Source organism: Candidatus Limimorpha sp. (assembly GCF_056203535.1).
In genome coordinates this window covers 15,674-40,886 of the sequence record NZ_JBADWU010000054.1, presented here as the reverse complement: position 1 = coordinate 40,886, position 25,213 = coordinate 15,674, and the positions used below count along the sequence as shown (strand labels likewise).

Genomic DNA, 25,213 nt, shown 5'->3' with positions numbered 1-25,213 from the left:
ACCAAAATTTTTCACCATGATAAAATTCGCCATCCTATTATTTCAATTCCTATTCGGCGTTGATTCTCAAACAATTCCGCAAGACCAAAGATGGATTTTAAGTTGGAACGATGAATTCAACAATAACGAAATCGACAATCAATTTTGGACAAAAATCTATCGTCATGAACCTGAATGGGCTCAACTAATGGCCTCGGATTCGGCTTTGTATGACTTTCGTGACGGGAATCTTATTCTAAAAGGCATGAAAAACAACTTTTTGCCCGATGACGAAGCACCTTACCTTACGGGCGGATTATGGTCGTGGAACAAGAAAGCCTTTGGCTTCGGGCGCATTGAAATCTGTGCAAAATTCTCAGCCTCGACTGGTTTCTGGCCTGCCATTTGGATGATGCCGCAATCGGGAAGCAAAATTCCTTGGCCTGACGGTGGCGAAATTGACATTATGGAGCATTACGATAACGATGATTATGTCACGCATTATGTCCATTCCTACTATACCAACGTTTTGAAAAAGACGAAACGGCCAAACTCTGGCACACGCGCGAAGTTTAACCCTGAAAACTACAATGTTTATGCCGTTGAAAAATATCCAGACAGCCTTGTTTTTTTCATTAACGACAAACGCACTTTCAATTATCCTCGGTTCAATCAAGGCGAAAACGGGCAGTTTCCTTTTGCCGACAACGATTTTTACCTTATTCTCAGCGCACAATTCCAGCAAAGCAAACTGTCGGACATTGACACCGATAAACTGCCTATGGAAATGGACATCGATTATGTGCGGTTTTACGAAATGGCCGCTGACAATCACATCATTCCTGAGCCGAAAGAGTTTGAAATGCTCAGTTCGAAGAAATCAAAATTCATTGAAATAAAGATAGATACGAACATCGTATTTGATAATTCGGAAGAATATCAAATTATTACTGACAATGGAATTGCAACCCTTTCGGGCAACACAAAATGGGCGATTCCTACTCTCATTCAACTCATCGACAGCGACGGTAATATGCCAAATGTGAAAATCCACGACTGGCCAAGTTATCCTGTCCGTGCATTCATGCACGACACGGGGCGAAACTATCAAACCGTTGAAATGCTCAAAGAAACGCTTGACCTGATGAGCTTCTACAAGCTGAACTATTTTCATTGGCATCTGACCGACCATCCGGCGTGGCGCATCGAATGCAAGGCTTATCCACAACTCAATGAGCCACAATATCAACGCGAAGGCCGCGACGAAGGCAAATTCTACACTTACGACGAAATCCGTGAAGTCATCGCTTACGCAAAAGAGAAAGACATTACCGTAATTCCAGAAATCGACATGCCCGGACACTCCACCTATTTTAATAAAACTTTCGGCGTGAGCATGGATTCTGAAGAAGGGAAAAAGATTCTTGAGACTTGTTTGCAGGAATTTTTCGATGAAATTCCGGCAGAATCGTGTCCGTATTTTCACATCGGTTCCGATGAAATTCATATTGCTGACCCGCAAGGTTTTATGCGCTGGGCGGAAGACATCGTCGCAAGAAATGGCCGTCAAGCCATCGCATGGGCACCCGGACTGCCGACTTCCGAGAACACCATACGTCAGATTTGGAATGAAGCCGAAGGCTCTAACGCTGCCATTTCGAGTAAGCCAGGAAAATATGTCGATTCATTTGTTGGCTACTTGAATTATTATGACCCGATGGTTCTCACTAACCGCGCCTTTCTTCATACGGCAGCAGCCCAGCAAGTGCCCGACACTACCAAAGCCCTTGGCGGCACGCTTTGCCTTTGGAACGATGTCAGGGTTGATGACAAAGAGAACATTGCGTTGCATAACGGCATGATTAGCGGCATGATGGCTTTTTCCGAACGCTTTTGGAATGGCGGCAATGCGGGTGAAATCGCCAACGAAAATCTGCCTTCGGGGCCATACACCATTGCAGGTTCGCGGCTTGCCAATTTTGAAGGAAAGATGAAAGCCCATCGCGACCGTTTCCACAAGGAGAAAATGCGTTGGGCAGCCAATTCCGAAATCGAATGGCGAATAAGCATTGACGGCAATGCTCCTCAAACCGCTTTTGGCGGTGCCGTCGATTTGGATGCATTTTGCAAGCAATACGGCTTTGCAACCAACGACACGGCTTCGGCCTCGGCGCAAACCGTCATCATTGCCGAAAACGACATGGACATTCAGGCATGGATTGGATTCGACACGCCCGCGCGTTCCAACCGCAACGGCTACGGCATTGGCACACAGCATCATTGGGAAGGCGGAAGCCAATGTTTTGTCAATGGGGAAGAAATCCTTCCTGCCATCGAATGGCAAGAGTCGGGGAAATACGATTATCATTACAATACTTGGGCGCAACCCGAAGAAGAAGAGCCATTCACCGACGAGCAGTTTTACTGGATGCGCGAGCCGGCAAAGATTCACTTAAAAAAAGGCGAGAACCTCGTTGAGATTCTCGCCCCTAAGACTTATCAAGGCTTGCGCTGGAGCTTCGCCTTCATTCCCGTAAACATTCATTCAGACGGTTCGGTTTCCGAAGTCGAAGGCATTCAATTCAAGCATTAATGATTGCCGGAATAGCTGCCGCTTAAAGTCTCGATAAACTGATTGGCAGCCGATTTCATGTTGGCAAAGTCGCCGCTCAAGGAACTGGAGCAGTCGAGGACCAGCATGATGAGGGCACTGCGGTATTCCTCAACGATTTCAGTGTTATTTGACGGTGAAAATTCGCTGTTGTTCTGCCATTGCCCTGATGAAGCGATTTGTTTCCATTGCTTTACATGATCCATTGAGACCTGTTCGCCATCAGGCGTGACAAGATTCCGGAAGGAGAAAAAATCAAAAATGCCTTGCGATGTGGCCGAAACCACAGTGCCATTCATACATTCAAGGCCATGATATTCCACATTGCGCAGCACACCCATCGTGTTGTTGTTTTCACGTGAATAAGTGCCTTCGATGTAACAAGTCGAGTTTTGCGCGTTGTCAACATCATCAAATGTGAAACGGATGACATCGTTAGGCTCTTGGGCAGGCATCTTCAAGGTCACATTGTAATAGGTGCTTTGGTTGTAAAGCTGTTTGGCAATTTCGGCGAAATGCTGGCCGGCTTCGCTCATGCTTGTCACTTCAAAGACATTGTGTCCGGGATCGCTGGAAAGCTTTTCCAAGTTGTTGCGGAAAGCGTCCTCATCGGTCACATCGGAGCCTCTGACACCAATGGAATAAGCCGCAATGTCCATGCCGCCAATCTTTTCATTTTTAATGCGTTGGTTCACGGCATTCAGGTATTCGGCTCCCGAAGTGTAATTCGACATCAGATAGGAACCTTGGTCCAAGCCATCGGTGAAAGTGACGACCGAAACATTAATCAAGTCTTCTGGAATCGCAGCCGAGGCCATGTCGGAAATCGCCGAATTGACGGCATGATAAAGAATGGTGCCGTTCTCCATGCTCAGGCCGTCCACGAAACTCTCAAAACCGAACTTCGTGTTTTGGTTCAAAAGGCTCATCGGCAAGGTGTAAAGTTGGTCGTTAAAGCCCACAATGCCAAGGTAAAGGCCTTCGTCGGGCGTTTCTTGCTTCTTGTTGTCGTCATCCTTTTTGCAGCCACTGAAAGCCATCATTCCGAATGTCAGTGCCAACACTGCCACTGCTAAAAATCTTCTTTTCATATTTGTCGTTTATTAGATTGTTCAAATATTTTCAGAACGCAAAAATAGCATTTTTATTTTTTCTTAGCGAGAATTAAAAAATAACCTATAACGATAATAGTTGTTTTTTTTCGCTTCGCAAAACGCTAATTATCGTAAATGAATCATAAATTATTAAGAGTTATAATTAGATGTATATCAGTTAATTCACATATATTTATGGATGATTTGCGGCAATTTGCGTTCAACAGGAAAACATTATTATCGTTTAGATTTGTTTCAACTTATTATTTTGTGTTACTTTGCGCCAAACTTTTCACCTATGAAACGCATTATAATACTTATCGCAATTGCCTTTTTAGGCATCAACCTAAACGCTCAGACTATGAATAAAAAGACATTAACCGCCTATTTTTCAGCCACCGGAACGACTGAAAAAGTGGCGCAAAAACTCGCAGAGGTCACCCATTCCGACCTCTTTGAAATCAATCCGGAAACGCCTTACACCGCCGCCGACTTGGACTGGAAAGACCGCAACTCGCGCAGCACCATCGAGATGAACGACAAGGCGTCGCGCCCTGCCATTGCCGGCAAATTGGACAACATGGCTGATTATGATGTGGTTTACCTCGGCTTCCCTATCTGGTGGTATGTTGCCCCGACCATCATCAACACTTTCCTTGAAAGCTACGATTTCAGCGGAAAGACCATCGTACTTTTTGCCACTTCGGGCAGCAGCGGTTTCGGCAAGACCGTCGAAAGCCTTCAGCCCAGCGTGCCAAAGGCTAAATTCCTCGAAGGCCGCGTGCTGAACGGCAACCCGTCGAAAGAGAAAATTGGCGAATGGGTCGATAGTCTGGAACTGTAACAGATAAAGACGTAGAGACGCGCCATGGCACGTCTCTACAGGAAACAAAAATCCGCCTCGTTCTCGCGAGGCGGATTTTTTCATTTCAAACGTTTCCAACATTTTTCCTTGAAACGCTCATATCTTTCATTTAGAGCTGCATTGTAAATGGCAATGGGTTTATGGTCTTCCTTTCGGGCAATCCGAAACTCTTTGTTCTCGGCTTTCCTGACAATTCTGTCTATTTTCCTTTCAAGTTTCGTGCTGCGGGTCAAGGTTTTCAAGGTGTCGGCCAATTCGTTGGCATCGCTGCCTTGTGCTTTGAGTTTCCGCAAGGGGAGCGGAATTTCATTCTTAGAATTGACCCAAACTGGCATGGCGAAACTGCACCTCGAATACCCCATGGCGCACCATAGCACTTCGCCATCCAGAACCACGCTTGAAACCGTCGTCGGGCGGGCGATGATGCTTTCCTTGGCAAGGTTTTTCAGGATCCATTCAGCATCGAACTTGCCTTTGTGAGCTTTCATCTTTTGCTCGACGAGTTCGTAGCGGTCGTAGCCTTTCCCTTCGCCTTCGCGGCCTGTGAAAGCGTAATTGGTGCGAATCAGATAGCCATCGCGTGGCACATCGAAACGTGTGTAGTCCAAATCATGCACTTCGAAATAGGCGGCGTCACCATTGGCATCGCTCACGCCGAAATTGGCTTCCAAGCCATTGGGCTGCGGCAGCGAGTCGATATAACGTTGGAAATCATCTATCGTCGTGCAAATCTGCAAGGCCTTTTTCATGATGATGCCTTCCCACGGACGGTTTTCATCAATGATGGGCGACAAGCCGTAGGCCACGCTGTTCATAATGGAAAAACCGACTTCGTTTGTCCCGCACCAAACACTGGCACGCAACGAATCGTTGGAATCGACGACACCCGTAAATGAAAAGCAACCTTCATCGGCAAAGAAATCCAGATAATTGAACCGCACCGACGAATCGCGCTGTTTCCACAGCAAAGGGCGACCGTTTGCGCTTGCATCGGCACCTACAATGATGGTCGTGCAGCAAAAAGCCAAGTTTGCATACACTAAGGTGACCAACAAGAGAATCTTTTTCATCCTTCTTAAATTACTGTGGTGCAACGACATTGAAGGACACTAAATCCTCCTCGCCCTTGTTGCTGATGCTATGGCCGTGTCCTTTCTGGCAGTAATGCGCCATGCCTTTCGTGTAGGTGTGTTCCTCGCCATCGAACAGAATGGTTGCTTCGCCTTGCAGCACATAAACGATTTCCATGTCGGTGTCGTGCGTGTGGTTGCCGACGGACGAACCTGATGGAATGGTGCAATACATGAACTTGTTTTTGCCATCCACCAGCATTTTCATGTAAATGTCGCCCTCGCCGCCCTTGAAATTTGACATCGTGTCAATATCCATCGCATTGAAATCAATCGTACTGATGACTTCCTGAGGAATGATTTCAGGAGTTGTGTCTGTAACGATTTCAGGAACAGGAGTTTGTCCGACATTCTTGTTCGCATTGCGGCAACCTGCAAATGCCAAGGCCATCACTGCCAACGGCATGACTAAACGGAAAATTCTTCTTTTCATGATTTGAGATTTTAGTATTGTTGATGATTTGTTGAGGCGACAAAGATAAGGTATTATTATGCTCGATTCCAACTGTCTGAATACATTAGAATCAGCTTTTCTTTTTGTTCAAAATTGTAGGTATCGATTTTACCTGATTTATTTTCCTCTTCCCTGTATCACAATCAAAACGGTGTAAATCAGGATTTTGATATCAAGTGCAATGGAAACATTTTCGATGTAAAGCACATCGTATTTCAGACGTTCAATCATTTCCTCCACATTTTCGGCATAGCCGAACTTCACTTCGCCCCAACTCGTGATGCCGGGTTTCACCTGAAGCAGCAAACGGTAATAAGGCGCCGTTTCCATGATTTTGTCGATATAATACTGACGTTCAGGACGATAGCCGACAAGCGACATCTTGCCTTTCAGTACAGTCCAGAATTGTGGAATTTCGTCAAGACGAACCTTGCGCATGAAACGCCCGAATTTGGTAATGCGCGGGTCATCGTCGCCACTCGAAAGCTGCGGAGTGCCGTTGGCTTCGGCATCAATGCGCATACTGCGGAATTTCGCCATCTTAAAAGGTTTGCCGTTCTTGCCGATACGTTCCTGCACATAAAAGACAGGTCCTTTTGAGGTGACTTTCACGATGATAGCGCAAATCAAAAAGACCGGCGACAGCAACACCAGAGCACAAGCGGAAGCCACAATATCGAAAATTCGCTTGACCACTTTTTGCCAAATCGGCATACCTTCAGGCGTAACCTGAACCAAAGGCGCATACCAAATGGCCGATTGCTTGATGCCGCCAAAGACCAAGTCCTGCATTTCAGGAATGATTTTCACCACCGCATCGGTGCCGTCAATGACCGAAAGCAAAACGCTCATTGCCTCAGTTTCAGAACGTTCGATGGCAATGATCACTTCCTCCACATTGTTTTCCTTCACAATGCGCTGCACATCCCTATAATTGCCAAGATAAGGCAGATATTCGCCTAATTTATAATAATCCTTGTCGTACACATTTACAAAACCAACGAGATACATTCCCGAAGGTTTCACCTCGTTGGCAATTTCGTTGTAAATGACGCAGGCATTATCGTTACTACCTACAATCAGCGTGTTGAATCCGATTTTCCTTGTCCTGATTTTGTGAATCATTATGGATGTTATGGTAAACCGAACTATATAAGTGAATCCGAATTGCAAGCAGAATAATGCTATAAATGACTGATAATATGATTTGTAAGTCTCAACCTGATCGTCAAGTATGGTTGCGAAGAAAAGCACAATTACGCCTAAAAGGGTGATGAAGAAAGTTTGTCCCAGTTCTTTAAGCCTCGATTTCTGATAGACTTTCTGATAAGCTCCAGTGACAGCATGAAGAATCAGCCAGCAAATCGGAATGCCAATAATACCCAACCAGAAATTCGTGGTTCTCAGCGAGTTGGCGATGACACCCCAAGCGTCCAAATCTAATCCTTCACGGGTCTTTCTGAAAAAATAGAAAAACAGCCAAGCCAGAAAAGAAGTAATCCAATCGGCGAAAAAATAATACTGTGTAAGTTTCTTCTTGTTCATTTTTAACGCGAAATCAGTTTCAGATTGTCAAGATAATAGAGGCGAGTGTGATTCGGAATAACTTCTTGATCTTCATTCTTGTAAACGTGAGAAGTAAAGTAAATCCTGAAATAACTGGCATCTTCGTAGGCGACACAAGTTGGTCCTATGTTAATGTAGATTTTTTTCCAGTTTTGTGGTATGTCGTTGACGGTGTCGGTGGCTTGAATGGTCACCAAAGGAGCCTCGTGCTCGACATAATTCTTGCAATAAATCACACCGACCGTGAACGGTGTGTTGCAATTGTAATCCAGCTCGAGCAAACAAGGATTTCCGTCGGTGGGCAATTCTTTCAGCTCATTGTAAGTGGAAACATAGAAATGCTGCGAGTCGGCTGGAAGCGTGATTTTGGCTGATTTAGATGAATACTGAGGATAATCAGGCAGTTCAAGGTTCTCGCTTCCCGAAACGCAATCTATCGGGGCATCGCTTTCGTCCATGGCACAAAGCGTGACAGTCCCGCTCTCAAAGTCTTCCTTCCATTGCATTTTGATAAGGTCAATCGGATAATAACTGACCACTGGATTTAAGTTTATTATGCTGTCTTCCACAAAATTAATGTTTTCATAGACTTGAGGCTGGTAAAAAGTGTAGGCAGCGCGTGCCGCGCCGATACCGTTGACTTTTATGCCTGCGTAAACGCTAATCTTGTGTTTTCCGCTTTTCAAAACGGGGAATGTGGATGGCAATTCGAAACAGCCAATGATTTGGTCGTCGATGTAAACCCAAGCGTCTGTAATGTTCGATGTATTGGCGCCAAAAGTAGGATAATCCTGATTAGGATTCACGGTAATCGAATTGATGTGGATGTAAGCAGGGATACTCTGGCCATCCTTGAATTTTTTGCAGGATGTGCCGAGAATGGCAATGATGAAACAAACAGACAAAACAAAGGTAAACGACTTCCTCATGGCAATAAACTTTATGGAAAAACGTGGTATCGGATAATATATTGCTTTTAGCGAGCCTTATTTTTCGAATTTTTTTATCGATTTGTCAACAGATTCAAGGATTTGGTAGGCCAGTTTCAGGACTTTCACGCCGTCTTCGATGGTGACGGCCGGCAAAGTGTTGTGAATGATGGCATTGTAAAAACTTTCCAATTCTGTTTTGATGGCGTTGATTGGCGTAATCTCTGGTTTTTCTATTGTGATTTGCTTTTCATCGCCGTTGGCCAAATCAATGGTCATGGCAAAAGGATTTGTGGTGTCGACTTCATCGTGAATGCGTACGATTTCGCAAACTTTGTCAAGGAAATCGACCGTAATGTAAGCATCACGTTGGAAAATGCGGGTCTTACGCATGTTTTTCATCGAGATTCGGCTTGTTGTAAGATTGGCGACAGTGCCGTTTTCGAATTCGATGCGTGCATTGGTGATGTCGGGCGTCGGACTTACAATGCTGATGCCGCTTGCGCTGATGTGTGTGACTGGCGACTTGACAATGGAAAGCAAAATGTCGAGATCGTGAACCATAAGGTCAAGAACCACAGGAACATCCGTGCCGCGTGGATTGAACAATGCCAAACGGTGCGCTTCGATGAACATCGGCGCTTTGATGAAAGGTTCGGCCGCAATGAAAGCAGGATTGAACCGCTCGACATGACCAACCTGCACTTTAACCTTGGCCTCATCGGCGAGTTTTATCAGCGCATTCGCTTCTTCGGGTGTCGCCACAATCGGCTTTTCGATAAACACATGCTTTGAGCGTTGAAGTGCCTTCGATGCACAAGCGAAATGCTGAATGGTAGGTGTCACAATGTCAACGACATCAACTGCATTAATCAGTGAATCAATGGATTCGAAACACTTTACATTCATTTCCGATTCCACTTTTCGTGCCGTTTCTTCCATAGGATCGTAAAAACCGACCAGTTCGTAATTCTCGATTTGCTTGATGCAGTTGATATGGATTTTTCCCAAATGACCTGCTCCTAAAACACCAATTTTCAACATAATTCAAAATTTTGGCAAAAATAGTTTATTTATCGTTTGGTTTGACGTATTTTCGCACCGCAAAACAAGAAAATGAACAGTAATTTTGAAGATACTTACCGTCACAAGGGAATGCGCCGACAACTTGTTGATTTGTTGCGCACAAAAGGCATTACCGACGAAAACGTGCTGAAAGCCATCGACGAAGTGCCGCGTCATGTTTTCCTTGATTCATCTTTTGTTGAACTCGCATATCAGGACATCGCTTTCCCAATCGGTTCCGGTCAAACCATTTCCCAGCCTCATACTGTGGCTTTTCAGACCCAGCTCTTGGAAATCAAGCCTGGCATGAAAGTGTTTGAGGTTGGCACAGGGTCTGGCTATCAGGCTTGCGTGCTGGCGGCCATGGGCGCAAAAGTCATTAGCGTCGAGCGGCAGAAGAATCTTTTTCACAAGACACAGGATTTGCTAGAGAAGCTTCCATTCCGTGTGAAGACTTTTTTGCGTGACGGTTATGAGGGATTTGCTTCATACGCGCCTTTCGATCGCGTCATCATCACGGCTGGCGCACCGACAATTCCAGAAGAACTCATCAAACAGCTGAAGCCCAATGGCATTATGGTCATCCCGATTGACGATGAAAATGGCATTGGCCAGAAAATGCTACGTATCACGAAATTGGCAGACGGCAGCCTGAAACAGGAAGAATTCGGCGGCTTTAAGTTTGTGCCCATGCTGAAGGGGAAAGGGAAAGATTAATTAAATAAGTAGGTGATTAAAATTAGTATACATATTGAAAACGAGGCATCGAGGTCGCGGGAATGCGAGATTACGAGGCATTCCGGCATCCCGAAGCCTCGCAGGCTCGAAATCCCGTGTCCTTTATAATGTAGTTTAATTTTGAATAGTTACTTAAAAAAGGAGTTCCCGATTTGACGAATTGAATGGGTTTGATTTCTTTCGCATTGAAGGGCATTGGTGGCAGCCATCCACCAATGTTAGATTTGGTATTTGTATTTAATTATATTTCAATTCAATAACATTAAAAACTTTGATTTTCTTTGAATGTTTTATTTCGTTTTTTCTTTGAGGGAAACACGTTGTTGATGTATTTTTGTATCAACAATTATAAAAACATAAAAATGAATTTCAAAGATCTCCACATTGGAAGCAGAATCCAACAAGTGATGAAAGACCAGGGAAGAAACGTTTCTTGGTTTGCTAAACAGATTTGTTACGAAAGATCGAACGTTTACAAGTTGTTCAAGAGAAAAAGCATCGATACCGATTTGCTCATCAAAATATCCGAAGTCTTGGGACACGACTTCCTGAGCGAATATTTCGGCGATGGAAGAAGATCAAGATAAAAAAGGCTTTACTGCAATTTATATATACTATAGAACTGACTTAACTACACAACGAAAAAAGCCGCAGTAACATGCGGCTTTTTTCGTTTGTAGCAGGAAATATCAATACATGAAATCCTGAGTGGTGAAGCTTCCGTAATCGCCATCCAAGCCCAGTTCGGCCTTGGCCTCTTCGGAAAGCATGTCAATGCTCCAGGCCGGCTCGAAGGTCAGCTCGACATCCACATCCTTCACGCCAACAATGGCCGCCACACGTTCTTTCACGGCATTCGGCAAGACCTCGGCAACCGGACAGTTTGGCGCCGTGACGGTCATCACGATTTTCACATTGCCTTCGGCATCAACATCGAGGCCGTAGACCAGATGCAAGGTCCAGATATCGACCGGAATTTCCGGGTCGTAGATGGTTTTCAAAACCGATATAACGGTTTCCTTTAATTGTGTTTTTTCTTCTTCTGTCATCATTTTCCTAAAGGTGACGTTCGCAAGCTCACTTTGCCTTTAGTTTTTTTATGCTGCCCTTTCAGGGCGTTGGTTTTACATTTAATTTTTTGCGTATTAGACGCGATAAATCGCGTCTCTACAGACGGGCACACGCGCTGCGTCCCTGCTCCTAATTCCTAACTCCTCACTCCTAATTCCCTGAACGCCTCTGCGTAAAGCATCATTTGTTTCACCATCGAGAGCAAGCCGTTGGAACGTGTCGGCGACAAATGTTCCTTCAGGCCGATTTCGTCCAAAAACGACATGTCGGCAGCGAGGATGTCGCTTGGCGTTTGTCCCGAAAACACCTTAATCAACAGATAGATAATGCCTTTGGTTATGACGGCATCGCTATCGGCAGCAAAATAAATTTTGCCATCTTTCAATTCGGCGCTCAGCCACACGCGCGACTGGCAGCCATTGATAAGGTGCTTTTCATCACGGTATTGGTCGTCGATAATCGGGCATTCCTTGCCCATTTCGATTAGCATGGCGTAACGGTCCATCCAATCGTCGAACATGGAGAAATCCTCCACAATGGAATCTTGTATTTCTTTGATAGTCATTATTCTATAAAATCAGTTTATGGCTTATTCTAAAACATTATCAAACTATGCGCAACTATATTCTTCAAAAATATCCATGATGTTCAAATTCGGCTCAAGAAATCATCATCTTGGCTGGAAGAATTTTGTCCACAACTGCAAAAGAACCTTCAATATGGAATATGATTGTCCATTTCCTGTTATGTGTCACAACCTTACGAGCCTGAGGATGGTATTTTTTAGCAGTTCGGCTTGTTGTCAAAGCGATGCATGGAGCCAAATATGCGAGAGAATAAATCTCTTGTTCCAATGCATCCACATATTTCATTGCCGCATCAACAGAAACAACTGTCACAATGAAATCATTGATGACCGAAAGGTCATTAAAGACTTCTTTTTTAACAACGACTTTATAAATTATCATAGTGATCTTTCACTGCTTGACGCAAGGTTGAAAAGAAACTTTCAACGGATACACAATCGTCTGGCATACCGACAATTTCATCCGTCACGACAGGAACGCCCATAGAGGTTTTGCTTGAAATATCTGGTTGAACTTGCATATATCGTGATATTGATTCGGCAAAAATAAACAATAATATGGAACTATATGGGAAAATATGTATTTTCGTCTTTAATGAATCAGCGCATTGCTATCGATGACAATTCTCTCAATCATTGGTCTTGATATGGTGTGCGGAAATGTTCTTCCTTCAATTCGTCGAGCCTTTTTTGGTCGAGTGTACCGTCCGCCCAAAGGCGTTGCAATTCTTCCTGAAGTTTCTGATTATAATAATCCAACAGCAAATCGCGCAATTCATCCAATTCCTTCTGCGATGTTGCTGACGCGAACGAATTGATAATCATCATTTGCGCCGGATTCATAACATTTGATAATACAGCATTCATTTTTCAAGTTATTTCTTTTCAGGTGCAAAAATAAACAAATATTTGAAATGCGATTACCGCAACATATTTGCAGCCCTTTCAACTGCCTTTACAAAAACTTCAACTTCTTCAATCGTGTTATACATGGCAAACGAAGCCCTCCCCGTGCCCGGAATACCGAAATAAGTCATCACCGGCTCGGCGCAATGATGGCCCGTGCGCACGGCAACGCCCATCTTGTCGACAATCGTTCCCAAATCGTAAGGATGAATGCCATCGATGACAAACGAAACCAGTCCGCTGCGATGTGGTGCCTGACCGATGAAACGCATGCCTTCAATTTGCGCAAGCCTTTCAACAGCCGTCTTCAAAAGCAAATCCTCGTGTTCGGCAACGGCTTTCCTATCCATGCCTTCAATGAATTTCACTGCCGTTTCAAGTCCCAATGCCGCACCGACATTTGGTGTACCAGCCTCGAATTTGAAAGGCAATTTGTTGAAAGTGGTCTTTTCAAAACTCACCGTATCGACCATCTCGCCACCGAACTGATAAGGCGGCATCTTTTCAAGCCATTCGGCCTTGCCATACAAGCCGCCAATGCCCATAGGCGCATACATCTTATGACCCGAAAAGACATAGAAATCGCAATCCATGTCCTGCACATCAATGGGCAGATGCGCCATCGACTGCGCACCGTCAATCACAACCGGGATACCGTATTGATGCGCCATGGCAATCATTTCCTTCACCGGATTGATGGTTCCCAAAGTATTGGAAATGTGCGCAATGGAAACGACTTTCGGCTGCTTTTTCAGCAAATCCTGATAAGCGTTCAAATCCAGGACACCATTTTCGTCCATCGGGACAACCAACAGTTCGCCATGATGCCGCTGGATCATCTGCTGCCAAGGCACAAGGTTGGAATGATGTTCCATAGCGGTAACCATCACCTTGTCGCCTTCTTCGATGAACAGATGTTCAAACGAAGTCGCCAAAAGGTTCAGCGATTCGGTCGTTCCCCTTGTGAAAACAATTTCGTGCGCTTCGGGCGCATTGATGAACCTAGCCACAGTGATGCGGGCGTTTTCGTAAGCCTCAGTCGCCTTTTGGCTCAGATAATGCACGCCACGGTGAATATTGCAGTTTTCATTCAGGTAATAGTCGCGCTCGCGTTCGATGACGCAAAGCGGCTTCTGCGTGGTGGCTGCATTGTCGAAATACACCAATGGCTTGCCGTAGACCTGCTGGTTCAGGACGGGAAACTGCTGACGGATGGATTGAACATCAAACATAATTGATTTGTTAGTTGGCATCTTCTTAATTATTTGACATAGAATGTCGCTTCTGGCTTTTGGCCTTTGGCTTCTGGCAAACTTTTCCTTTATAGAATGTATCATCAAGCCAGCAGCTAATAGCCAATGGCCAATAGCCTTCTGACTATATTTTTGAATAATCAATGTCGAAATTATATTCTTTCGGGTGGCTGCAACGCAAGATACAATTTTCGCAACTCGACAATTCGCCACGCAAACGACGCTTAATCATGTCATCAATGTGAATGCGCAAATCCTCAATGGCGATATGGTTGCTGATTTCAGCGGCAAATGCATACATCAGCAACATTCTTGCATCTTTCTTGCTGATGCCACGCTGCTGCATGTAGAACATGGCTTCTTGGTCCAATTGGCCCGTCGATGTGCCGTGCGAGCATTTCACGTCGTCGGCATAAATCTCCAGGAAAGGCTGAGAATTGATTTTTGCCGTCGAAGTGAGGATGATATTGCTGTTGTTTTGCTGGGCATCGGTCTTTTGCGCATCTTTCGCGACATAAACATGACCATTGAAAACAGCCGAAGCCTCATCATCGACAATGCCCTTGAACTTGGTGAAACTTGAGCAATGCGGCACATTGTGATTGACTTTCAGATTATTCTCAACATGCTGCTTCCTATCGGTCAGATAAAGGCCGTAGACATTCGTTTCGCAGCCCTCGCCATCAATGTTGATGGTGATGTTGTTGCGCAAATCGCCGCCATTGAAAGAAATGACCACGATATGCACACGGCTGTCTCTCAATTGCTTGATATTGAAATTCTGGGTCAGGGCAGCATCGTCATCGAGGTTCTGTATGCGATACATTTCGAAGGAAGCATTTTCGCCGACGACAATTTCGTAATCCTTGTTGCCTGCAAAATGCTCCTTGTCATCGTATTCGACAACCTGCAGTTTCTGACCTTTTTCTATTACAGTCCTGCTTTCCATCTTACTGATCCTTTAACCATTCGTAGCCTTTCTCTTCCAGCTCGAGAGCGAGGTTTTTGCCGCCCGACTTGACAACCCGGCCATCATACATGACATGCACGAAATCAGGCACGATGTAATCGAGCAACCGCTGATAGTGAGTAATGACGACAAACGCATTATCAGGACGATGCAACTGATTGACACCATTAGCCACAATGCGCAAGGCATCAATATCGAGACCTGAATCGGTTTCGTCAAGAATGGCGAGACTTGGCTCTAACATGGCCATCTGGAAGATTTCGTTCTTCTTCTTTTCGCCACCCGAAAAACCTACGTTGACAAAACGGTTTTGCAGCTTTTCGGTGATTTCAACCATGGCCTGCTTTTCCTTCATCATCTTCATGAATTCCATGGTCGACAAGGCCGGCTGACCGTTGTATTCGCGCTTTGCGTTGACGGCAGTGCGCATGAAATTCTGAATGCTCACGCCCGGAATCTCAACCGGATACTGAAAACTCAGGAAAATGCCCATATTGGCACGCTCGTCAGGAGCCATGCCGACGATGTTTTTACCCTTGTACCAAATTTCGCCTTCAGTGATTTCGTAACCTTCACGGCCCGTGATGGCAGCCGCCAAAGTGCTCTTGCCCGTTCCGTTAGGGCCCATGATGGCATGGACTTCGCCTTCGTTGACGCCTAAATTCAGTCCTTTTAATATTTCCTTGCCCCCTACTGAGACATGCAGATTTTTGATATTCAGCAACATATATGTGGATTTATTTCAAGATTTAATGAATTAAAAATTTAAAAATTCAACATTTAAAATTTAAAGATTCAAAGATTTGCGATTTGATTTTATCCGACGCTACCCTCCAAAGTAATCGACAGCAGTTTCTGTGCTTCGACAGCAAATTCCATCGGCAATTTGTTCAGCACATCCTTTGCATAACCATTGACAATGAGGCTGATTGCCTTCTCCGTCGGAATGCCACGCTGCTGGCAATAGAAAAGCTGGTCTTCCGAAATCTTCGAAGTCGTAGCCTCGTGTTCCAAAATGCTGGAATCGTTGCCGCACTGCACGTATGGCCAAGTGTGCGCACCGCATTTATCGCCCAAAAGCAAGGAATCGCATTGGGAATAATTGCGTGAGTTGACGGCCTTTGGCGCCACTTTCACCAAACCGCGGTAGCTGTTCTGGCTGTAGCCTGCCGAAATGCCTTTTGAAATAATCGTGCTGCGCGTGTTTTTGCCCAAATGAATCATCTTGGTGCCCGTATCGGCCTGCTGATAATTGTTGGTCACGGCAACCGAATAGAACTCACCGATTGAATTGTCGCCCATCAGCACGCAACCCGGATATTTCCAAGTGATGGCAGAACCCGTCTCGACCTGAGTCCACGAAATCTTAGAACGGTCGCCACGGCAAAGTCCGCGCTTCGTGACCAGATTGTAGACACCACCCTTGCCGTTCTTATCGCCCGGATACCAGTTCTGCACGGTGGAATATTTCACTTCGGCATCGGTCTCGGCAATGATTTCTACGATAGCAGCATGAAGCTGGTTTTCATCGCGTTGCGGAGCCGTACAACCTTCCATATAACTCACGTATGCGCCTTCGTCAGCGACAATCAGCGTGCGCTCAAACTGACCCGTATTGGCCGCATTGATGCGGAAATAAGTGGAAAGTTCCAACGGGCAATGCACACCTTTAGGAATATAGCAGAACGAACCATCGCTGAAAACGGCAGAGTTCAAGGCGGCAAAGAAATTGTCGGTGTAAGGTACGACCTTGCCAAGATATTTCTTCACCAAATCAGGATGCTGCTTGACGGCCTCGCTGAACGACATGAAAATGACACCATGCTTCGACAAGGTTTCCTGGAATGTGGTCTTCACCGAAGTGCTGTCCATAACGGCATCGACAGCCACGCCCGAAAGCTTTTTCTGCTCGTCCAGCGAAATGCCCAACTTATCGAAAGTGGCCAGCAATTCAGGGTCAACTTCATCGAGACTCTGCTTTTCCTTGCGTTTGCGTGGAGCGGCATAATATATAATGTCCTGATAATCAATTTCGGGCAAATCCAAATGACCCCAATTGGGCTGCTTCAGGGTTTGCCAATGGCGGAATGCTTTCAGGCGGAATTCCAACAGCCATTCCGGTTCTTCCTTTTTCGCCGAAATCAGCCGGACGATGTCCTCGTTCAGACCTTTCGGGACGAAATCGGTCTCAATATCAGTCACAAAACCAAATTCATAGTCCTTGTTCGTGACCTCGGTAATGATATTATCTTTTGGATTTGACTCCATAATGTCTTAATTAAGAAAGATTTTAAATTAGGCGGCAAAGATACGAAATAAAGCAGTGCAGACGCCATTAGGTGACTTTTTTTCAGCAACACAAATCAAGTGCACACTGGTATACCTCTACAAGCAAAACGTCATATAAGGCGGCAGACATATAACGTTTTCACGCTGCAAAAAGTTCTTTGGATGAATGACAAAACTATCTTCCACACGCTCATGGAATTTCTCCGTGAATCGCTCTAATGAAGTGGTCGAATAATTCTCCGTTGACTTTACCTCGATAAGAAAAAACCTGTATTTCAGTCTGCTGTTGTTCGGAAGGAGAAAGTCAATTTCAATGTCGTTGCGGTGCTTTGTTTCGTTGTAGCGAGTGTAGAAATACAACTTGTGTCCAGCCGCGACCAACATTTGCGCAATGACATTTCCGTACAACATCCCTTCGTTGAGCGACAACTTTCCATGCAGGATTTCACGGTACAGTTCGCCATCGGAAACATCGTTTTCGCTGAAAGCATGGCTGACCAAAAGTCCCGTATCGCCCATATAGCATTTTACATAGGTGCGATCCTCGTTGATGGAAAGCCCAACATTAGGATCGGAACAATTGAAACACACGTTAGCCATCATCGAATCGGCAATCCAGAAGAAAGTATCTTCGTATTGCATTATGTCGGAACCTTTCACTATCTTATTGAAAACCACCCTTTTTTCATGTTTTGAAAGCAATCCGGGAATCTGATCATAGATGGCCAGCACCTTCGAGCGGTATTGGTTCCCGATTTTCATAATGTCCTCCCGATAAAGCCGCAAAATGTCACGCTTTTCTTCATCGCACGCAGTGAAATCCCTGCCGTTGTCCAAATAGGCTGACAATGGCTTGGGCATTCCTCCAACAATCATGTATTGGCGGAAAAGCAACATGGCCTTTCGGTGCAAATCGGCGGTCAAAGGGCGCTTCTTCTCGAAGCACAATTTAATGTAATCAACGAGTTGTTCTTCACCGAAAGCCCAACAGAATTCCTCAAAATCAAGCGGATACATCCTTACGCAACGCTCTTCCGAAGGAATCACAATGCCGGCGACATTCTCATGGATGGAAATCAACGAACCAGTTTCGATATAATCGTAGCGGCCATCCTTAACCAAATACTTCACCGCTTCACGCGCACGCGGATACTTCTGAACTTCATCAAAAATGATAAGCGACTCCCTTTCGTACAACTTCACCTTGAACTCACTGGAAATGAGCATAAAAAAAGTGTCAAGATCGTTGAGATTATGCTCAAAGGCCTCTTTTACGGCATCGCGAGCTTCTGCGAAATCGATGAGAATGTATGTTTTGTACTCGTTTTTAGCGAATTCTTCAACGATGGTTGACTTGCCAATTCGCCTCGCTCCTTCGATGAGCAAAGCCTTCTGTCCGCCAGTTCTTTTCCATTCCAAGAACTTTTGATATGCTTTTCTTTTGAATATCATTATTTTACAATTATATTTCCGATAGTACGCAGGTGCAAAGATATATATTTTTCCGATAGTGCGCATGTAAACAAATGCTGTAAAATCCGATAGTGCGCATGTATTAGTTGTTTTTATAGCAAAGCTTGTGGCTTAAAATTCCACTTTCAGTTTTGAGTTTACAGAAATTCTACTACTTTTGCAGAAGAATAATGGATTTTATGCAAAAAAAGAATCGTAAAAAAAGCTTTTGGTCTCGTTTGGGCCGAATGATGGCCTACATTGGCATCGCTTTAATGATGCTGTTTTTGGGCATTTACCTCTCCACTCCGATTTATACTTTCAACGAACCTCGCCCTTTTTCCGGCGAATATCTTTACAATCCTTATCAAGACATCAATCCAGACCAATGGAAGAAATACAATTTTCACTGCCATTCGCGGAGATTTTTCGGCTTGACTGACGGACGGCAAAGCAAAGAGCCTGTCATTGACAGCATCTATCAGTTTATGGGCTACGACCATTATGGCATCTCCGATTACATGAGCATCAACCGGCATAATGCTGAAAAAGAGGATTTTATACCAGCCTACGAACATGGTTACGGATTGTTTCGCAAAACCCATCAACTTTGCATAGGGGCAGAAAAAGTCTGGAAAATCGATTATCCTTTTGTGCAGAACCTTAATATAAAACAGCATGTAATCAACAAGTTAGGCGAACATTCGCGGTTCGTCATCCCCGCCCATGCTTCGTTCACCGATGCTTACAAGCCGAAGGAAATGGCTTATCTGAGCAATTACCGGTTGCTCGAAATCCTGAATCCTTACGGAATTGCCATCGAACATTGGGACGTTGCCTTGTCAAACGGTCACCGCGTTTACGGCATCGGCAGCGACGACACGCACAACGTGCTGAATCCGCATGAAGTTGCGCGAAACATTACGGTCATCAACGTGCCCGACATGAAAGAGGAAACCGTTTGTGATGCACTTGAAAAAGGCCAATCCTACGTCCTGAAATGCGACAACGAATATTATTATCATTTGCCTTTCGAAATCATGTCGAAAGATTTGCGGTCGGCGGCTTATCTGAAAATGGCGAAACTGTCGGGCGACACATTATTTGTTGAAACATCGGCTGATTTGGTCAAGGCTGTGGCTTTCATCGGTCAGGACGGGAAGACGCTCAAAACGCAGGAAAATGTCAAGACGGCTTTTTATGTCATCCAACCCGAAGACACCTATGTCAGGACACGCATCGACCTCAACGACTATCAGCACATCTATCTGAATCCCGTCACGCGGCATTTTTCCTCAATCATCATCGACACGCGTCTCGATTCGGTCAACGTGGTACTGACCACACTTTATTATCTGGTTTACGCTGTCGTTCTGATTATTATCATCAGATACGCCATCGGAAAAATGAAAGCTAAGAAAACGACAGCAACCCGACAAAACACTGATTCAACAAACAGATAGGCAAAAATCTCACCATGAAACAATACGACGAACAACGCATCAACAAGACACTTTTTTGGCTGCTCATTATCAGTGCCTTGCTACGAGGCTTTCTGGCAGCTTGGCTTGAATTCGGCAACGACGAAGTCTATTATTGGACCTACGCCAAATTTCCTGACTGGAGCCATTTCGACCATCCGGGCATGGTGGGCTGGATGATACAATTGTTCAGCCTTAACCTGCTGTTCGACAGCGAGTTTTTCATCCGCCTTTCCTCTGTGATTTTCATGACGGCCAACACCTATATCATTTTCCGCATTGCGAAAGAAATAAAAGATGCACAAGCCGGACTATATGCCGCTTTCTTGTACACTGCCTCCATTTATGCTTTTGTCATCACGGGCGTTTTCATCATGCCTGACACGCCGATGAGCCTTTTCTGGCTCTTGGGTTTCTGGATGTTTACCAAATATTTTACTGCCGAAAAGCCTAAAAACCTGTATCTTATGATAGCAGGACTATTTTGCGGACTTTGCATTTTATCGAAATACACAGGCGCATTCCTTTGGGTCGGTGCCGGACTTTACATTCTGCTTTTTGACAGAAAACAACTGAAAAATCCCATTTTGTATCTTTCGATTTTCATTACCGCAATATGCTGTTTCCCAATATTATACTGGAATTACCAAAACGATTTCATCAGTTTCAGTTTTCACAGCGACAGGGTCAGCCTTTTTGCAAAACCCACCTTTAATTATATAGGTACTGAACTTGCCGGCGAATTTTTCTACAACAATCCCGTGAATTTCGTCCTGACCATCATTGCAATCATTGCACTGATTAAGAAAAAGATAAACATTGACAAATCCACAAAACGCTTGCTTCTGCTCACCACACTGCCAATGATATTCCTGTTTTGGTTTTTCGCCCTGACAAGAGCCACTTTGCCGCATTGGAGCGCACCCGCCTACGTTTTGCTCATTTTACTCATTTCGTGTTACTTGCGAGATGAAAACATAGAAAAAAACGGCTTTCCGAAATCCATAAAAGCAGCCGTTATCGTTGTGGCTTGCGTTGCCATCATCGGTTCCTTGGAAATAAAAACCGGTTTCATTCCTTTGGACAAGCACACGGAAGAACTCAAGATTGGAAGGGACGATTTTACCATCGATATGTACGGCTGGCGGCAATTAGGCGAAAAATTCGCGGCTTTCCGACAAGAGAAAATCGCCGAAGGCATCATGGCTGAAGACGACCAGATTGTGGCAAGCGAATGGTTTCCGGCTGCCAATTTAGACTATTATGTAGTACGTCCATTAGGCATGGAAGTATTCGGCATGGGTACACCCGAAGGCATTCATAAATACCTATGGATAAACGACATACGCGGCGGCTTTGAAGTTGGCGAAAGTTTCTGGTTCCTTTCTGATTCACGCTATTATAAAGACCCAGCAGAAATCTACCAATGGGGAAATTTTGAAAAAACGGAACTGCTTGGCGTTATTCCCATTGAACGCTGCGGAAAAACCGCAAAGAACTTTTTCGTTTTCAAATGCGAAAATCTTCTGTATTGCCCAAAAGGTTTGGACGAGATGAAAGCGGAAAACGGACTCAAATAAATAATGAGAGGTCTGCAATGCAAACCTCTCATTATCAATATTCTGAAAAACAGCTTATTCAGCAAACAGCCTGATGATGTTCAGAATCACTTCCGAAGCCTTTTCCATGCTTTCCAACGGCACATATTCCAACTTACCGTGGAAATTGTGACCGCCGGCAAAAATGTTTGGGCAAGGCAAACCCATGAACGAAAGGTTGGCGCCATCGGTGCCGCCACGAATCGGCTGGACTTTCGGCTTAATGCCAGCCATTTCGATGGCCTTGATGGCACGCTCAACGATGAAGAAGTGAGGCTCAACTTCCTGACGCATATTGTAATACTGATGCTTCAGTTCGAGTTTCACGACATCGCCGTATTTCTTATTCAGAAATTCAGCGATTGAAGTGATGAGGGCTTTCTTTTCCTCGAATTTTGTCCTGTCGTGGTCGCGGATGATGTACGACATCGTGGTTTCTTCAACCGTTCCGTTGATTTCGGTCAAATGGAAGAAACCTTCATAGCCTTGCGTGTAACGCGGACGTTGCTCGACGGGCAACATGGCGTTGAGTTCCATGGCAATCAGCATCGAGTTGACCATCTTGTCCTTGCCATAGCCTGGGTGGATGTTGCTGCCTTGGACATGAATCTTGGCGGCTGCGGCATTGAAGTTCTCGTATTCCAGTTCGCCGATTTCGCCACCATCCATCGTATAGGCATATTTGGCGCCGAATTTCTGGACATCGAACTTGGCCACACCGCGTCCGATTTCCTCGTCAGGTGTGAAACCAATCTTGATTTCGCCATGCTTGAATTCCGGATGCTCCATCATGTATTGTGCGGCAAACATGATTTCGGCCACGCCGGCCTTGTCGTCGGCACCGAGCAAAGTCGTGCCGTCGGTGGTAATCATCGTCTGGCCTTTATATTGCTGCATTTCAGGAAATTCGGCAACGCGGAGAACGATGTTCTTTTCGGCATTCAGGACGATGTCGCCACCATCGTAATTCTTCACAATCTGCGGTTTAATGTTGGCTCCCGAAGCGTCAGGTGACGTGTCGACATGGGCGATGAAACTGATGGCCGGAATTTCCTTTTCGGAGTTCGATGGAATGGTAGCCATCACATAGCCATATTCGTCAAGGTCAGCCTTGATGCCCAAGGCTTGCAATTCGTCGCGCAACATGCGGAGCAAGTCGAACTGGCGCATGGTACTGGGCTGTGTTTCGGAGTTTTCGTCGGAGGTCGTCTCAACGGAGACATATCTCAGAAATTTGTCTAATAAATTTTCCATGATGATTTTGAATTTGTTGGCACAAAAATACGGGTTTTAAATGAAAACGCAATTTTTCAAATCAAAATTATGCTGCAAAATGAGTTTTCTCATTTCGACACCGTCACTCCCTTAAAAAAGGTGTCAATGGGCAGCAAATCATGTTGCTGAGTTGTAAACTAAATTTTTTGCTCACCTACTTAGTGAGAATTAAAAAATAACCTATAACGATAATAACTGCTTTTTTGCTTCGGCAAACACAAATTATCGTAAATGAATCATAAATTAGTAAAGTATGTAATTATATGTATATCATTTAATTCACATTAATTTTTTAATTTTAAATTTGTGGCAATTTGCGTTTGACAAGAAAACAATTGCTAACGTTGAAATGTGTTACAACTTGTTTTTTAAGCATTATTTATCCTAATTGTAGGTTTTTCCCGCGTCTTATCCTTGTCAGGGGTCGACTGGATGTCGTAGGAGAAAGGAAACCCCTGACAGGGATTAAAAGATATAAACATCAGCCTCTTTCATACCACTTCTGCAACGGTGAAATTGCTGCCGCCGACGAAAACCACATCGTCGAAATGGGCGGCATTGACTGCCGAACGGTAGGCGTGGCTCACCGATTCGTAGACCTGTCCGCGCAAGCCGTAGGAGAAGGCTTTTTCGGCCAAAATGTTGGCGTCCAGACCTCTTGGTATGTCGGCCTTGCAGAAATAATATTCGCAGTTGCGAGGCAGAAGTTGCAAAACGTGATCAATGTCCTTGTCGTTGACCATGCCGATGACGAAATGCAGCTTTTCGTAATGCATTTCAGCCAATTGGCGCACGACTTCGGTGATGCCCGCTACGTTGTGACCTGTGTCGGCGATGGTGAGCGGGTCGTTGCCGAGAATCTGCCAGCGGCCCATGAGGTGGGTGTTGTGAATCACCTTGGCAATGCCTTCGCGGATGTCGCCGTCGGAAATGCTGAATTTCTTGCGCAGCAAATCCAAGGCGCAGATGACGGTGGTGAGGTTTTTCTGCTGGTAGTTGCCCTTAAGCGGTATTTCGATGGCTTCAAGATAAAGCTCGCTGTTTTTCCAAAGGTCGAATTTCTGGACCTTGTTCGATTCGATGTGAATCTTGTCGCAGTCGAAAATCTGGTCAGCGAAATAGATAGGGCTGCTGCACTCGCGGGCTTTGTCTTTGAACACCTGATGCGTCTCGGGCTGGGTCTCGCCAATCACCACGGGAATGTTAGGCTTGATGATGCCTGCCTTTTCACCTGCAATCTTTTCCATAGTATCGCCCAAAAACTTCACGTGGTCGAGGCCGATGTTGGTGATGACGCTGACTTCGGGCGTGATGAGGTTGGTGGAGTCGAGCCTGCCGCCCATACCCACTTCCACGATGGCGATGTCGACTTGTTCCTTGGCGAAATAATCGAAGGCCATGCCGACGGCCATTTCGAAGAACGAGAGTTCCATTTTCTTAAATTCATCCTTGTGTGCCTCGATGAAACTGACGACTTTGTCTTCTGGAATCATCTCGCCGTTGATGCGGATGCGTTCGCGGAAATCGCGCAAATGTGGTGAAGTGTAAAGCCCAGTCTTGTAGCCTGCTTCCTGAAATACGGAAGCCAGCATGTGCGAGGTCGAGCCTTTTCCATTGGTGCCGGCAACGTGGACCGACTTGAATTTCCGGTGCGGGTTGTCTAATAGGTCGAGTAACTGTATGGTGTTGTTTAAATCGGCTTTGTAAGCAGCACCTCCAATTCGTTGATACATTGGAAGTTTGTTGAACATCCAGTCAAGTGTTTCTGTGTAGTTCATGTGATATGTTGAATTTGTATTTTCTGAAATTTTTCTCGTTTTACTGATAACTGATAACCGATAACTGATAACTGATAACCGATAACCGATAACCGATAATTGAAAACTGATAACCGAAAACTG

24 protein-coding genes are annotated in these 25,213 nt (G+C 45.0%); 6 read left to right on the top strand and 18 right to left on the bottom strand.

What is annotated here, in order from left to right:
- Positions 1–16 precede the first annotated feature (16 nt).
- A complete protein-coding gene (locus AC06MN_RS06385) occupies positions 17–2,572 on the top strand; it encodes a family 20 glycosylhydrolase (RefSeq protein ID WP_475671519.1) in 2,556 nt (851 codons plus the stop codon).
- On the opposite strand, the gene AC06MN_RS06380 is transcribed toward AC06MN_RS06385, so the two are convergent.
- Complete coding sequence (locus AC06MN_RS06380) at positions 2,569–3,681, bottom strand: hypothetical protein (protein ID WP_475671518.1); 1,113 nt, start codon at positions 3,679–3,681, stop codon at positions 2,569–2,571. The two genes, AC06MN_RS06385 and AC06MN_RS06380, sit on opposite strands and share 4 nt — an antisense overlap.
- Before the next feature lie 301 nt (positions 3,682–3,982).
- Here AC06MN_RS06380 and AC06MN_RS06375 point away from each other — a divergent pair, with 301 nt between their 5' ends.
- The gene (locus AC06MN_RS06375) at positions 3,983–4,528 is read left to right on the top strand and encodes a flavodoxin (RefSeq protein ID WP_475671517.1); all 546 of its coding nucleotides are present in this window, start codon (positions 3,983–3,985) and stop codon (positions 4,526–4,528) included.
- An 80-nt stretch (positions 4,529–4,608) separates the two neighbouring features.
- Here the strand turns inward: AC06MN_RS06375 and AC06MN_RS06370 are convergent, their stop codons facing one another.
- The 5 genes from AC06MN_RS06370 to AC06MN_RS06350 form a co-directional block, all read right to left on the bottom strand.
- Complete coding sequence (locus tag AC06MN_RS06370; protein ID WP_475671516.1) at positions 4,609–5,619, bottom strand: C45 family peptidase; 1,011 nt, start codon at positions 5,617–5,619, stop codon at positions 4,609–4,611.
- Positions 5,620–5,629: 10 nt separating this feature from the next.
- On the bottom strand, positions 5,630–6,112 hold the full coding sequence (locus tag AC06MN_RS06365) for a cupin domain-containing protein (protein ID WP_475671515.1): 483 nt from the start codon (positions 6,110–6,112) through the stop codon (positions 5,630–5,632).
- Between the two features lie 138 nt (positions 6,113–6,250).
- Positions 6,251–7,678 (bottom strand): sugar transferase, encoded by a 1,428-nt coding sequence (locus AC06MN_RS06360; protein ID WP_475671514.1) that lies wholly within the window; start codon positions 7,676–7,678, stop codon positions 6,251–6,253.
- A 2-nt stretch (positions 7,679–7,680) separates the two neighbouring features.
- A complete protein-coding gene (locus AC06MN_RS06355; protein ID WP_475671513.1) occupies positions 7,681–8,628 on the bottom strand; it encodes a hypothetical protein in 948 nt (315 codons plus the stop codon).
- Positions 8,629–8,685: 57 nt separating this feature from the next.
- A complete protein-coding gene (locus tag AC06MN_RS06350) occupies positions 8,686–9,672 on the bottom strand; it encodes a Gfo/Idh/MocA family protein (protein WP_475671512.1) in 987 nt (328 codons plus the stop codon).
- A 72-nt stretch (positions 9,673–9,744) separates the two neighbouring features.
- On the opposite strand from AC06MN_RS06350, the gene AC06MN_RS06345 reads away from it, so the two are divergent.
- Together AC06MN_RS06345 and AC06MN_RS06340 are read left to right on the top strand one after the other, a co-directional pair.
- Entirely contained in the window at positions 9,745–10,410 is a 666-nt protein-coding gene (locus AC06MN_RS06345) for a protein-L-isoaspartate(D-aspartate) O-methyltransferase (RefSeq protein WP_475671511.1), read from the top strand.
- 383 nt (positions 10,411–10,793) lie between these two features.
- Positions 10,794–11,018 carry a helix-turn-helix domain-containing protein gene (locus tag AC06MN_RS06340; protein ID WP_475671510.1) on the top strand — a complete coding sequence of 75 codons (225 nt, stop codon included), beginning with the start codon at positions 10,794–10,796 and terminating at the stop codon, positions 11,016–11,018.
- 102 nt (positions 11,019–11,120) lie between these two features.
- Here the strand turns inward: AC06MN_RS06340 and AC06MN_RS06335 are convergent, their stop codons facing one another.
- The 10 genes from AC06MN_RS06335 to AC06MN_RS06290 form a co-directional block, all read right to left on the bottom strand.
- Entirely contained in the window at positions 11,121–11,480 is a 360-nt protein-coding gene (locus AC06MN_RS06335) for an iron-sulfur cluster assembly protein (protein WP_475671509.1), read from the bottom strand.
- A gap of 158 nt (positions 11,481–11,638) precedes the next feature.
- Positions 11,639–12,067, bottom strand: coding sequence for a SufE family protein (locus AC06MN_RS06330; protein ID WP_475671508.1), 429 nt, complete (start codon positions 12,065–12,067; stop codon positions 11,639–11,641).
- A 94-nt stretch (positions 12,068–12,161) separates the two neighbouring features.
- Positions 12,162–12,470 (bottom strand): hypothetical protein, encoded by a 309-nt coding sequence (locus tag AC06MN_RS06325; RefSeq protein WP_475671507.1) that lies wholly within the window; start codon positions 12,468–12,470, stop codon positions 12,162–12,164.
- Complete coding sequence (locus AC06MN_RS06320; protein WP_475671506.1) at positions 12,457–12,609, bottom strand: hypothetical protein; 153 nt, start codon at positions 12,607–12,609, stop codon at positions 12,457–12,459. Before AC06MN_RS06320 ends, AC06MN_RS06325 begins: the two co-directional genes overlap by 14 nt.
- Before the next feature lie 112 nt (positions 12,610–12,721).
- On the bottom strand, positions 12,722–12,955 hold the full coding sequence (locus AC06MN_RS06315) for a hypothetical protein (RefSeq protein ID WP_475671505.1): 234 nt from the start codon (positions 12,953–12,955) through the stop codon (positions 12,722–12,724).
- A gap of 53 nt (positions 12,956–13,008) precedes the next feature.
- Positions 13,009–14,226: an aminotransferase class V-fold PLP-dependent enzyme gene (locus tag AC06MN_RS06310; RefSeq protein ID WP_475671579.1), complete on the bottom strand. Its 1,218-nt coding sequence runs from the start codon at positions 14,224–14,226 to the stop codon at positions 13,009–13,011.
- Positions 14,227–14,371: 145 nt separating this feature from the next.
- Positions 14,372–15,196 (bottom strand): Fe-S cluster assembly protein SufD, encoded by an 825-nt coding sequence (sufD, locus tag AC06MN_RS06305; protein ID WP_475671504.1) that lies wholly within the window; start codon positions 15,194–15,196, stop codon positions 14,372–14,374.
- A gap of 1 nt (position 15,197) precedes the next feature.
- Positions 15,198–15,941, bottom strand: a complete 744-nt coding sequence (sufC, locus tag AC06MN_RS06300; RefSeq protein ID WP_475671578.1) for a Fe-S cluster assembly ATPase SufC — start codon at positions 15,939–15,941, stop codon at positions 15,198–15,200.
- A 92-nt stretch (positions 15,942–16,033) separates the two neighbouring features.
- Complete coding sequence (sufB, locus tag AC06MN_RS06295; protein ID WP_475671503.1) at positions 16,034–17,485, bottom strand: Fe-S cluster assembly protein SufB; 1,452 nt, start codon at positions 17,483–17,485, stop codon at positions 16,034–16,036.
- Positions 17,486–17,602: 117 nt separating this feature from the next.
- On the bottom strand, positions 17,603–18,958 hold the full coding sequence (locus tag AC06MN_RS06290) for an ATP-binding protein (protein WP_475671502.1): 1,356 nt from the start codon (positions 18,956–18,958) through the stop codon (positions 17,603–17,605).
- Between the two features lie 200 nt (positions 18,959–19,158).
- Here AC06MN_RS06290 and AC06MN_RS06285 point away from each other — a divergent pair, with 200 nt between their 5' ends.
- Entirely contained in the window at positions 19,159–20,421 is a 1,263-nt protein-coding gene (locus AC06MN_RS06285) for a CehA/McbA family metallohydrolase domain-containing protein (RefSeq protein WP_475671501.1), read from the top strand.
- A 14-nt stretch (positions 20,422–20,435) separates the two neighbouring features.
- Positions 20,436–22,019: an ArnT family glycosyltransferase gene (locus AC06MN_RS06280; protein ID WP_475671500.1), complete on the top strand. Its 1,584-nt coding sequence runs from the start codon at positions 20,436–20,438 to the stop codon at positions 22,017–22,019.
- Between the two features lie 54 nt (positions 22,020–22,073).
- On the opposite strand, the gene pepT is transcribed toward AC06MN_RS06280, so the two are convergent.
- Both pepT and AC06MN_RS06270 read right to left on the bottom strand, forming a co-directional pair.
- The gene (gene pepT / locus AC06MN_RS06275; protein WP_475671499.1) at positions 22,074–23,291 is read right to left on the bottom strand and encodes a peptidase T; all 1,218 of its coding nucleotides are present in this window, start codon (positions 23,289–23,291) and stop codon (positions 22,074–22,076) included.
- A 512-nt stretch (positions 23,292–23,803) separates the two neighbouring features.
- A complete protein-coding gene (locus AC06MN_RS06270; protein ID WP_475671498.1) occupies positions 23,804–25,090 on the bottom strand; it encodes a bifunctional folylpolyglutamate synthase/dihydrofolate synthase in 1,287 nt (428 codons plus the stop codon).
- Positions 25,091–25,213: the final 123 nt, after the last annotated feature.

Coding starts and splice junctions, on each gene's coding strand:
- AC06MN_RS06385 (WP_475671519.1), top strand. CDS start 17: ATGATAAAATTCGCCATCCTATTATTTCAATTCCTATTCGGCGTTGAT.
- AC06MN_RS06380 (WP_475671518.1), bottom strand. CDS start 3,681: ATGAAAAGAAGATTTTTAGCAGTGGCAGTGTTGGCACTGACATTCGGA.
- AC06MN_RS06375 (WP_475671517.1), top strand. CDS start 3,983: ATGAAACGCATTATAATACTTATCGCAATTGCCTTTTTAGGCATCAAC.
- AC06MN_RS06370 (WP_475671516.1), bottom strand. CDS start 5,619: ATGAAAAAGATTCTCTTGTTGGTCACCTTAGTGTATGCAAACTTGGCT.
- AC06MN_RS06365 (WP_475671515.1), bottom strand. CDS start 6,112: ATGAAAAGAAGAATTTTCCGTTTAGTCATGCCGTTGGCAGTGATGGCC.
- AC06MN_RS06360 (WP_475671514.1), bottom strand. CDS start 7,678: ATGAACAAGAAGAAACTTACACAGTATTATTTTTTCGCCGATTGGATT.
- AC06MN_RS06355 (WP_475671513.1), bottom strand. CDS start 8,628: ATGAGGAAGTCGTTTACCTTTGTTTTGTCTGTTTGTTTCATCATTGCC.
- AC06MN_RS06350 (WP_475671512.1), bottom strand. CDS start 9,672: ATGTTGAAAATTGGTGTTTTAGGAGCAGGTCATTTGGGAAAAATCCAT.
- AC06MN_RS06345 (WP_475671511.1), top strand. CDS start 9,745: ATGAACAGTAATTTTGAAGATACTTACCGTCACAAGGGAATGCGCCGA.
- AC06MN_RS06340 (WP_475671510.1), top strand. CDS start 10,794: ATGAATTTCAAAGATCTCCACATTGGAAGCAGAATCCAACAAGTGATG.
- AC06MN_RS06335 (WP_475671509.1), bottom strand. CDS start 11,480: ATGACAGAAGAAGAAAAAACACAATTAAAGGAAACCGTTATATCGGTT.
- AC06MN_RS06330 (WP_475671508.1), bottom strand. CDS start 12,067: ATGACTATCAAAGAAATACAAGATTCCATTGTGGAGGATTTCTCCATG.
- AC06MN_RS06325 (WP_475671507.1), bottom strand. CDS start 12,470: ATGATAATTTATAAAGTCGTTGTTAAAAAAGAAGTCTTTAATGACCTT.
- AC06MN_RS06320 (WP_475671506.1), bottom strand. CDS start 12,609: ATGCAAGTTCAACCAGATATTTCAAGCAAAACCTCTATGGGCGTTCCT.
- AC06MN_RS06315 (WP_475671505.1), bottom strand. CDS start 12,955: ATGAATGCTGTATTATCAAATGTTATGAATCCGGCGCAAATGATGATT.
- AC06MN_RS06310 (WP_475671579.1), bottom strand. CDS start 14,226: ATGTTTGATGTTCAATCCATCCGTCAGCAGTTTCCCGTCCTGAACCAG.
- sufD (WP_475671504.1), bottom strand. CDS start 15,196: ATGGAAAGCAGGACTGTAATAGAAAAAGGTCAGAAACTGCAGGTTGTC.
- sufB (WP_475671503.1), bottom strand. CDS start 17,485: ATGGAGTCAAATCCAAAAGATAATATCATTACCGAGGTCACGAACAAG.
- AC06MN_RS06290 (WP_475671502.1), bottom strand. CDS start 18,958: ATGATATTCAAAAGAAAAGCATATCAAAAGTTCTTGGAATGGAAAAGA.
- AC06MN_RS06285 (WP_475671501.1), top strand. CDS start 19,159: ATGCAAAAAAAGAATCGTAAAAAAAGCTTTTGGTCTCGTTTGGGCCGA.
- AC06MN_RS06280 (WP_475671500.1), top strand. CDS start 20,436: ATGAAACAATACGACGAACAACGCATCAACAAGACACTTTTTTGGCTG.
- pepT (WP_475671499.1), bottom strand. CDS start 23,291: ATGGAAAATTTATTAGACAAATTTCTGAGATATGTCTCCGTTGAGACG.
- AC06MN_RS06270 (WP_475671498.1), bottom strand. CDS start 25,090: ATGAACTACACAGAAACACTTGACTGGATGTTCAACAAACTTCCAATG.